Raw genomic sequence first — 2,568 nt, forward strand, 5'->3', positions numbered from 1 at the left:
CAAACCCATAAGGCAGCCGTCTTTGCCCATGTTGGTCCTTGGGAGGAGGGCGCCGTGGTGCTCTCGGGCCATACCGATGTGGTGCCTGTGGACGGCCAGCCCTGGGACACGGATCCTTTCACCGTGGTCGAGAAAGATGGCAAGTACTTCGGCCGCGGCACCTGTGATATGAAGGGCTATGACGCGCTGGCGATCTGGGCGCTGGTGGAGGCGCAGACCCAAGGCGTGAAGCGCCCGCTGCAACTGGCGCTGAGTTTTGACGAGGAAATTGGCTGTACCGGCGCGCCGCCAATGATCGAGGCCATGCAGTCCGTGTTGCCCAAAGGTTCAGCGGTGATTGTCGGCGAACCGTCGATGATGAAGGCGGTGACCGGCCACAAGGGCGGCACAGGTTATGACACTCATTTGGTGGGTTTTGAGGTGCATTCGTCGCTGATGCACACCGGCGTCAGCGCCATTATGCAGGGCGCCCGGCTGATCGACTGGGCCAATCAGCAAAACGCCGCGAACATGGCCAAGGAGCCGGGCCAGGTGCAGGCGATGTTCACCCCGCCCTGGACTACCTGCCACGTCGGCATGATTGAGGGCGGCACCGCCCACAACATCACTGCCAAGGACTGCCGTTTCATGATGGATTTCCGGGTGGTGCCGGGGGAGAACGCCGGTGATTGGGAAGCCGCCTATTTTGCCAAAGTGCGCGAGGTCGAAGCGGAGATGCAGGCCATCCATCCGGACGCCCGCATTGATGTTTCCAAGCATTTCGACGTGCCCGGACTGGTTCCGGAACAAAACGGCGAGGCAGAGGCGCTGGCGCGCCGGGTGACCGGCGACAACGGCTCCCATGTGGTCAGCTACGGCACTGAAGCGGGCCAGTTTCAGCAGGCGGGTTATTCCGCGGTGATCTGCGGCCCCGGCGACATCGCGCAGGCGCATCAGCCCAACGAGTTTATCACAGTCGCCCAGTTCAATGCGGGTCACGACTTCATGCGCAAGCTGGTCGAGAAGCTGAGCGGATACTTTCCTTTGCCTTGAAACAGGGCGTTTTGTGTTCAGATTTGTGCGGAAGGTTTACGAGGGGTGTACAGATTGTGCATGCTTGCCACCCCGGCACTGGCGTGTTCCGCCACGTCCCGGCGGGACCGCATACTTGCGAAGCTAAGTTTTTTCGCGGACAGTCTGCCGCAACGGAACCTGAAACAAAAAGGGGGAGGGGAATATGCCGGCCAAGAACCGTTTTGCCGAGATGCACCAGGAGATCACCGCTTGGCGCCATCACCTGCACGAGAACCCCGAACTGATGTACGAGGTGCACGAGACTGCCGCCTTTGTGGTGGAGCGGCTTAAGGAGTTCGGCGTCACCGATATCACCACTGGCGTGGGCAAGACCGGGGTGGTGGCGGTGATCGAGGGCAGGACCAATACCTCCGGTCGCGCTATCGGCCTGCGCGCTGATATGGACGCGCTGCCAATCCCTGAGGCCTCGGGAGTGGGCTACGCCTCGAAGACACCTGGCGTGATGCATGCCTGCGGCCATGACGGCCACACCTCGATCCTGCTGGGTGCGGCTAAGTATCTTGCAGAGACACGGAATTTTGACGGCAAAGCAGTGCTGATCTTCCAACCGGCCGAGGAAGGCGGCGCAGGCGGCAAGGCGATGTGCGACGACGGGCTGATGGACCGATGGGGTATCCAGGAGGTCTATGGCCTGCACAATATGCCCGGCCTTCCGGTGGGCGAATTTGCCATCCGCCCCGGTCCGCTGATGGCGTCTTCGGATGAGTTCATCATCACCGTCACCGGCAAGGGCGGCCACGCCGCTGCCCCGCATGATGCGATCGACACCACGCTTGTGGCCTCTCAGATCGTGGTCTCGCTGCATTCGATCGTCTCGCGCAACGTCGACCCAGTGAAACGGGTGGTGCTGACCGTCGGCACGTTTGAGACCGACAGCACGGCGTCAAACGTGATTGCCCATACCGCCAAGCTGCAAGGCACCGTCCGAACCCTGGATCCGGAGTACCGCACCCAGGCCGGGGATTGGGTGCGCCGGGTTGCCGAAAGCACCGCATCGGCCTTTGGTGCCACGGCGGAGGTCGAATGGGTTCCTGGCTATCCTGTTACTATCAATGATGAAAACGGCACCGCCCACGCGATTGAAGCGGCGCAGGCGGTCTCTGCCAAGGTCGATGCCGAGACCCCGCCAATTATGCCATCCGAGGATTTCTCTTATATGCTGGAGCAGCGCCCCGGCGCCTATATCTTCCTCGGCAACGGCGACACTCAGATGTGCCACCACCCGGCCTATGTCTTTGACGACGAAGCGATTCCCTTGGGATGCAGCTGGTTTGCCGAGCTGGTGGAACGAAGAATGCCTGCGGCCTGAGGCTGCGGGGAAAAGACAACCAAAGGAGCGAGAAATGCCGGTCAAGAACCGCTTTGCCGAACTGCAGGATGAAATCACCGCCTGGCGCCGTGACATCCACGAAAACCCGGAAATCCTGTTCGAAACCCACCGTACCAGCGCGCTGGTGGCGGAAAAGCTGCAGGCCTTCGGCTGCGACGAAGTGG

At 61.4% G+C, this 2,568-nt stretch carries 2 protein-coding genes and 1 pseudogene; all 3 read left to right on the forward strand.

Annotated features, from left to right (window positions below):
• The coding region (gene argE, locus A2I95_RS30990) for an acetylornithine deacetylase (protein WP_291735997.1) at positions 1-1,032 on the forward strand (1,032 nt) is incomplete at its 5' end.
• A 184-nt stretch (positions 1,033-1,216) separates the two neighbouring features.
• Entirely contained in the window at positions 1,217-2,383 is a 1,167-nt protein-coding gene (locus tag A2I95_RS30995) for a M20 aminoacylase family protein (protein ID WP_291736000.1), read from the forward strand.
• 34 nt (positions 2,384-2,417) lie between these two features.
• Positions 2,418-2,568 (forward strand): annotated as a pseudogene (locus A2I95_RS31000) (amidohydrolase); the annotation flags it as partial.

It is taken from the genome of Leisingera sp. F5 (assembly GCF_001593695.1).

Excerpts from the sequence above, each read along its gene's own strand:
- A2I95_RS30995 (WP_291736000.1), top strand. The coding sequence starts at position 1,217 with ATGCCGGCCAAGAACCGTTTTGCCGAGATGCACCAGGAGATCACCGCT.